Raw genomic sequence first — 7,789 nt, forward strand, 5'->3', positions numbered from 1 at the left:
GATGTGGCTATCGCTTTCAACCTTCAAAAATCGTATAGGATCCGAGTGGGGTAAATTTTTAACACCTGCTTTTGCTTATTTTTATTCTTTATTTTAATTATCGCGTTCACTTGTGAAGCCGCTAGGGGAACAAACTGCTCCGAAAGGGGAGTATATTGCGTCTCCGTTTTCCACGGGTTTCATAGATGGGTATAATACGATGGATGCCCTTGCTTCTTTAGTATTTGGGATTATTGTGATTAATGCGATAAAATCCTACGGGGCTAAATCAAAACGCGACATTGCTGCTGCTTGTTTAAAAACAGGACTCATCGCGGTAGGGTTTTTGGCTATCATTTATATTTTTGTGGCCTATATCGGTTCCATGAGTGTGAACCGCCTCGGATTATTCGATAACGGGGGACCTATTTTATCCGGAGCAGCTTTCGTTTTATTTTGGTTTTTGGGGTAAAATTTTACTTGCGCTTATTATTACGCTTGCTTGTTTAACAACGAGTATTGGGCTTATTACAGCCTGTGCGAGTTATTTCCAAAAGTTACTGCCGAAAATGAAATATCAAACGTATGTGATTCTATTTTCTGCTTTTGCCTGCCTTGTCGCAAACGTTGGGCTTGCTAATTTAATTAAATTTTCGCTACCCATCTTAATGATGATTTATCCACTCACGATTGTACTGATTTTACTGACCTTCCTTAACCCGCTGTTTAAAGGGCGCCGAGTGGTTTATGTCACAACGATATGTGTTACGGCCATCATTTCAATTTTAGAAGGTGCTAAAGCGATTAAACTTCCAATTGACGGGATCCACACATTCTTTAGAGGTTTCATTCCATTTTACGATATTTCAATGGGGTGGATTACCTTCGCGATTGTCGGCTTCATTGTCGGATGTATTTTAGCGATTTTCACAAAACCAACAACTGAACTTATTCAAAATGAAATTAACGTTTAGGAGTTATGCTGATGTTTTCGATTTTAATAAGTATTCTTTTAATTGCCACGCCGTTTTTCTTGATCTGGCTAGGGCTTTATATGTTTAAAAAAAGAAACAGCCGCTACTAGCGCGGCTGTCAGACTGCTGGCAAACGGCAATCTTCGTCGTTAAACCTCCGTTCCGGTGCTCACGTACTCGAGTACGCTCCGCTCCGGTACTCGGATTTGCCTAGAATCTCACCATTTGTCAGCAGTCTGATTTTGGTGAGAATCGTTTTGTTTTGCGTAAACTTTGAGTTTTTCTACAAGCTGACAGCCGCACAATTAGCGCGGCTGTTTTTCTATAGGCCGATGATCGAACTTAGCTTCTTCAAGTGGGACCATCTTGGTTTTCTTTGTTAATTTATATGAGAGCCAAAAGATGAAAAAGATTGGAAGTCCGATGTAAGAAATACCAATTTTTTGCCACCAGGCGGCATCTGTGAAGTCAGGATGTAAAAAGGAATTGTAATCTTGACCGATAATCACGAGAATACATAAAACAAGGGCTAAAATTGGTCCGAACGGGAAAAATTTAGCGCGATATTTTAATTCGCTTAAATCGTGACCTTGTTTGATAAAAGCGCGACGGAAACGATAATGACTAATGGCGATGCCAACCCAGGCGATAAAGCCCGTTAAACCGGATGCGCTTAGCAACCACGTATAAATAATGGTTCCATTTTCACTTAAGGTAGTCACAAAAGTAAGCGCACCAACAATCGTAGTCACAACAAGCGCTGCCATTGGAATCCCGCGTTGATTTACTTTAGAGAGAAATTGAGGCGCTTTGCGGTCTTTCGCCATCGACCAAAGCATACGTGTTGAGGCATATAAACCAGAGTTTCCGGCGGATAAAACACTCGTTAAAATAACAGCATTCATAACTGAAGCCGCAAAGGCTAAACCAGCTTTTTCAAAAACAAGGGTGAAAGGACTGATAGCCACATCCGTTGCTTCCCCACCGAGTAAATTCGGGCTTGTATAAGGAATAATTAGACCAATAACGAAAATCGCAAAAATATAAAAGAGCAAAATACGCCAGAAAACTTGTTTAATCGCCTTTGGAACGCTTTTTTCAGGTGTTTCACTTTCACCCGCTGCAATCCCCACGAGCTCTGTCCCTTGGAAGGAAAATCCGGCGATGAGGAATGTTCCAAGTATCGCGAAAAATCCACCTTTAAATGGTGCCTCCCCAATTGTAAAGTTCTTAAAACCGATAAATTCGCCGCCTAGAATGCCAAAAATGGTTAATACACCCACAATAAGAAAGACAATCACAGTGGCCACCTTAATGATAGAAAACCAGTATTCGGACTCCCCGTAAGCACGAACAGACAGTGCATTTAATCCAAAAATAAGAACTAAGAAAATCGCACTCCAAAGCCAAGCCGGCGTATTCGGCAACCAAAATTGGACGATGAGAGCGGCGGTTGAAATATCAACAGCAAGCGTAATGGCCCAGTTAAACCAGTAATTCCAGCCGAGCGCAAAGCCAAAAGCAGGGTCTACAAACCGCGATGCATATGTACTAAATGAGCCTGAGACGGGCATATACGTCGCCATTTCGCCAAGACTCGTCATAAGAAAGAAGACCATTAATCCAATGGCAGCATACGCTACAAGCGCTCCGCCTGGTCCAGCTGTTGCAATGGCATTCCCACTCGCAAGAAATAGCCCCGTTCCGATTGATCCGCCAATCGCAATCATGGACAAATGTCGTGTTTGAAGAGAACGTTTAATCTCTCCACTTGATTTTTTTTCCAAAATAAAAACTCCTTTTTGTCTGAATTACGCGCTGTTTCAGGACTTTTACATCATATCAAAAACCCCGTCCTTATGAGCTATAAGAACGGGAATAACATACAAAAGCATCCTTGTCAGATAGCGCACCTACTAAAATAGACTATTCTAGTAGCAGTCCGGCCGCTTTCACAAACCGTCCCAACCAAATAAACCGCAAAAATTTATTTGACTTCGGCAAAACTCCTTTTTGATTCCCATCCTTAGCGTTTCGCGCGCTTCAAGAAACCTACTCGTGATTTTTGCAACCTCTACCTCAAAAATGTTGAGGATTTTATTAAATTACTTGTACTATCTTAAAGGAAAACCCTTAATAAATCAACCCTTTCTTAAAAATTAGGCAAGATATGAGGTTGACAAAAATTCTCCTAACTTGTATTCTGAAATAGAAAGAAAGTATTGCGTCCAAACAAATAATCGAGGTGCTTTTTGTGAGTGTAGTCGTATCTTAAATTAGGAAAACGAACCAAATAAAATTTCCGAGAACGAAAGCTTATTTGGTCTGCCTACCGAAGATACCTAACTCTTTCAAAAAACATTTGGATTATGTGTATCATAATTTGATATGTTTACTGAAACTGCAAAGGTCTTTGCAGTTTTTATTGCACCTCTTAGCCCTTTAGGGCATAGAGGTGCAATATAAGACCGAACGTAGTGAGGTGTTAATCCAAGAGGCCTCTTAGTCCAATAGGGCATAGAGGTGCAATATAAGACCGAACACAGCGGTCAAGGATTCTCCAGTTCACAACGTCTAAAGGTGCCATACAAAACTGAAATGAAAAATAAGTGACACTACCCTAAAATAAAATCAGGACGCAAAAACAGGTATCTTCCACTTTTATATGAAGGAGATTGGAAGAAATGAATTTAGAAACCTATCAAAAATTAGGATTTAACGATTTAATGATGCGACTTAGTGAAAATTGTGTGAGTCAAGTGGCGAAGGAAAAAGCGCTAGGTGCATCTATTTATAAAACGAAAAAAACAATCACACATAAATTACAAGAAACATCTGAAGCGCGTGCGATTTTAAACAGTGGACAAAATTTACCACTTGCAGGCGTCAGTCACATTGATCAACTTCTTGGTAAAATTGATCGGGGGCAGGAACTCATGCCTCAAGAACTTACTGAAATAGCTGATTTTCTGCGGAGTACAAGACGGGTACAGCAGTTTATGGAAAAAAATGAACATATTGCCCCTATCTTAACGGGCTATTCGACAAGCATTCAAAGTTTTATTGAAATAGAAGATGAAATTTATGCGGCGATACGAAATGGTGAAGTGGTAGATGAGGCGAGCCGTGCGTTACGAAAAGTTCGAAAAGCGATTTTAGAAACGCAAGAAAAAATCTCTATGCGGCTTGAAAAATTTATGAAGAATAGCCAAAACCGTAAATATATTCAAGAATTTTTTGTTAGTAAAAAAAATGAACGCTATACGGTGCCAATTAAAGCGAGCTTTCAGAAATTTGTTCCGGGTTCAGTAGTGGATTCTTCCGGAAAAGGCATGACCGTTTTTATTGAGCCGGAAGCCGTTCAGAAGTTAAATGACGAATTAATTGGCCTTTACGCGTGGGAAAGTGCCGAAGTGTATCAAATTTTAATGACTTTAACCGGAAGTGTTATTGAAAAATTAGACGGAATTAAGCATAACAAAGATGTTATCGCAGAATTTGATTTTATTTTTGCAAAAGGGAAGTTATCTAGACAGATGGAAGGCATTTCGCCAAATATCAATCAAAATGGTAGAATTTGGCTGAAAAATGCGCGGCATCCATTTCTTTTAGGTACAGACAATGTTCCCTTGCAATTTGAAATTGGCGAAGCATATCGTAGCTTGATTATTACGGGGCCGAATGCCGGCGGGAAAACGGTTGTACTGAAAACGATTGGGTTGTTTACACTGATGACCATGGCCGGCCTGCATATTCCCGCTGATGAGGGAGCAGAAATGGCGATTTTTGATCATGTTTTCGTGGATATCGGCGACAACCAAAGTATCGAAAATGCCCTTAGCACGTTCTCCTCGCACATGCGAAACATTGCTGATATCGTATCACGTACAAATAAACAAACCCTTCTTCTTTTTGATGAAATTGGAAGTGGGACTGAGCCAAATGAAGGGGCGGCACTTGCCATTGCCATTTTAGAAGCATGTTACAAAAAAGGCGCCACAACAATTGCTACGACCCATTATGCGGAAATTAAAAAATACGGTAGCGAACATCCCGATTTTATGAACGCTAAAATGGCGTTTAATCAGGAGACGCTTGAACCCAAATATCAGCTCATTATTGGCGAATCTGGGGAGAGTAATGCGCTTTTTATTGCCCGTAAGATGAACTTGGATGATAAAATTATCCGCCAAGCAGCGCGTTATATGACTTCAAAAGATTATCAGTATGAAAAAATGACGATTCAAAAAGTGGAACAAGACGTGAGCGACGTGCCCGTTGTTTTTCAGAAAGGGGACCGGGTGGAGCTTTCAGAAACAAAAGAAGTGGGGCTTGTCTATGCACAAGATAAGGATATCGTGACCGTTTTTGTGGGTGAGAAGCAAGTGGATGTACGCGCCAAAAGATTGACTAAACTGGCTAGCGCGAGCGACTTATACCCAGCCGACTACGATTTGGACTCCCTTTTTGTATCATTTGCCGAGCGAAAAGAAGCGCATGATTTTGCGCGCGGTTCGAAAAAAGCGCTTCGCAAGGTGCAGCAGGAAATAAAACGCACATTAGAATAATAGAAGAAAGAGGTCAGAGATTACGCTGGCTTCTTTTTTTGAGCAAGATTTATTTGTTATTAAAAATATTAATTAAAATTATTAATTATTACTATTTTATTTAATAGCAAAAATCTTTTATACTAAAAGTAAGTTAGGATGAGAAGGGGGATAAAAATGATTTTGCGAAACAAAGTTTTTGGTATGCGGCGGTGGTGACACTAATTTGTTCGCTTGCCGGAAAATATTTGGCACTTTTACCAGGATTTAATTTAGTTGGCGCACTTGTTATAGCGCTTTTGTTTGGAATGCTTTTTCAAGTGAGTCGCCCCATCATTCAAAAAAGTGAAGTGGGGATGGCCTTTATTTCCAATAAATTTTTACGTTTAGGTATTATTTTGTTAGGTTTTCGGCTTAATTTAAAAGTGCTTGCAGAATCAGGCGTTAAGACGATTTTGTTAGCTCTTGTTGTTGTTAGTGGCATGATTTTTTTAACCTATTATCTATGTCGTTTATTTAAAGTGGATGAAAAGCTTGCGATTTTAACGGCGAGTGGTTGCGGGATTTGCGGCGCGGCAGCTGTGATGGGTGTGTCACCTGAGGTGAAGGCAAATAAAGATGATTCGGTATTAGCGGTAGCAGTTGTATGTATTTTGGGAACTGTTTTTACACTGATAGAAATTGGATTAAAACCGTGGCTAGGTTTGTCTCCTGTGCAATTTGGCGTAATGAACGGAGCTTCGCTACATGAGATTGCCCATGCGGTAGCAGCAGGTGGATCAGGCGGAACAGCTTCACTTGATGCGGCGCTTATTACGAAATTATCACGCGTGATTTTACTGGCGCCTGTCGCTATCGTTGTCGGCATGTGGTTTGGACGCAAGGAGAGCCGCGCGGAGGGAAAACGTAAATTACCCATACCATGGTTTATGGTTGGCTTTTTAATAGCCAGTGTTTTAGGAACATATCTACCACTTTCAGAAGCGCTTTTAAATGGGCTTGTTAGTGCGGCGTATATTTTTCTTGGGATGGCAATGGCGGCGCTTGGCATGAGTGTAAACTTTAAGGTGATTCGGACGCGTGGGGGCAATGTTTTCTTAGCGGCTAGCATTAGTTCAGCTGTGCTGTTTGGTTTTTCATTTTTGGCAAGCAAATTCTTTTTTTAAGCAGGGGGAGAAGTTATGTTTCAGCTTTTAGAGACATTTACGACGGTTTATGAGGAGCAAAATTTTACGAAAGCAGCGAAAAAATTATATATTTCACAACCTACCATCTCGGTTCATATTGAAAAGTTAGAGCGTGATCTCGGAGTAAAACTATTTATACGTAGCGGGAACAACCGAATTGCACCTACGAAAGCGGCTGATTTTTTATATGAAAAAGCAAAACAAATGAAAAATAATTGGAGTAACGTATTAAGCGAACTTTCACGTCTTGATGGAACGCTTCGGAAGAAATTTAAAATTGCAGCCTCACAAACTATTGGTGATTTTTTGTTGCCTCAAATTTTGAAACCGCTGAAAATTCAATTTCCGTACGTGGATTTTAATTTTTTTATTGAAAACTCAAACCGCGTTTTTCATTCAGTCCATATGCTAGATGCCGACATTGGCCTTGTAGAATCGCCTGAAATCGTGCCGGGTGTCAAACGGGAGATTTTTATGTGGGATGAAATGGTCGTTTTTGGGGCCGCAGAAAATAAGACGTGGATTTACAGAGAAAAGGGTTCAGGGATACGTGATTACATGGACCAGTATTTACTTATGGAAAATATCCAACCTGAAGAAAAAATGATTATGAACCATAACGCTATGATTCACCAGGCGATAGAGCTTGGACTTGGTCGCACACTGCAATCCAAATTCGTGACGCACTCTAAACATGTACCGCAAGAAAAAACGAGTTTAAATCGTCCTTTTTACTTAATTACAAGCGAACAGAATCGAAATTTAGATTTAGACTTAAAAGAAAGCATTTTCAAGCTTTTAGCGGAGTTAAAGTAAAAATCTCATGAGAATTATATAAGTTTTTTTACATTTTGACACTACTTTCCTCAAAAATATAGTAACATAGAGGGTAGAGATGTTTGAGAGGAGACTATGTGGTGGAACAACAACCTTCAGTAAATGAACTAAAAGAGTGGCGCGACCTCATGTTAATGCATCGGTTTGCACTAGAGGAAGTTAATACGAAACTTAAAATTTTAAATGAGGAATTTCAAATTTTTACATGATTATAATCCGATGGAACATATAAAWWCGCGTGTAAAATACTTTTGAAAGTATTGGG

Annotated in this window: 6 protein-coding genes, 1 pseudogene and 1 riboswitch; of the genes and pseudogenes, 6 read left to right on the top strand and 1 reads right to left on the bottom strand. The window is 40.0% G+C overall.

The features are described 5' to 3' along the window. The first annotated feature begins 112 nt into the window (after positions 1–112). Positions 113–451, top strand: a complete 339-nt coding sequence (locus LFLEISCH_RS16295; protein WP_007477976.1) for a branched-chain amino acid transport system II carrier protein — start codon at positions 113–115, stop codon at positions 449–451. Between the two features lie 19 nt (positions 452–470). Then, a complete protein-coding gene (locus LFLEISCH_RS16300; protein ID WP_277619632.1) occupies positions 471–953 on the top strand; it encodes a branched-chain amino acid transport system II carrier protein in 483 nt (160 codons plus the stop codon). Positions 954–1,258: 305 nt separating this feature from the next. On the opposite strand, the gene LFLEISCH_RS14130 is transcribed toward LFLEISCH_RS16300, so the two are convergent. Next, the gene (locus LFLEISCH_RS14130) at positions 1,259–2,740 is read right to left on the bottom strand and encodes an amino acid permease (protein WP_007477979.1); all 1,482 of its coding nucleotides are present in this window, start codon (positions 2,738–2,740) and stop codon (positions 1,259–1,261) included. A gap of 110 nt (positions 2,741–2,850) precedes the next feature. Next, a riboswitch (Lysine riboswitch) is annotated at positions 2,851–3,038 on the bottom strand. Between the two features lie 599 nt (positions 3,039–3,637). Here LFLEISCH_RS14130 and LFLEISCH_RS14135 point away from each other — a divergent pair. From LFLEISCH_RS14135 to LFLEISCH_RS15155, 4 genes and pseudogenes are all read left to right on the top strand, one after another. Beyond that, positions 3,638–5,521 (top strand): endonuclease MutS2, encoded by a 1,884-nt coding sequence (locus LFLEISCH_RS14135; RefSeq protein ID WP_007477980.1) that lies wholly within the window; start codon positions 3,638–3,640, stop codon positions 5,519–5,521. Between the two features lie 191 nt (positions 5,522–5,712). Continuing rightward, the gene (locus LFLEISCH_RS14140) at positions 5,713–6,666 is read left to right on the top strand and encodes a YeiH family protein (protein ID WP_149022071.1); all 954 of its coding nucleotides are present in this window, start codon (positions 5,713–5,715) and stop codon (positions 6,664–6,666) included. Positions 6,667–6,681: 15 nt separating this feature from the next. Further along, positions 6,682–7,503, top strand: coding sequence for a LysR family transcriptional regulator (locus tag LFLEISCH_RS14145; protein ID WP_007477989.1), 822 nt, complete (start codon positions 6,682–6,684; stop codon positions 7,501–7,503). A 149-nt stretch (positions 7,504–7,652) separates the two neighbouring features. After that, positions 7,653–7,770 (top strand): annotated as a pseudogene (locus tag LFLEISCH_RS15155) (GTP pyrophosphokinase family protein); the annotation flags it as partial. Positions 7,771–7,789: the final 19 nt, after the last annotated feature.

It is taken from the genome of Listeria fleischmannii subsp. fleischmannii LU2006-1, from assembly GCF_000344175.1.
In the GTDB taxonomy this organism is placed as follows: Bacteria; Bacillota; Bacilli; order Lactobacillales; family Listeriaceae; genus Listeria; species Listeria fleischmannii.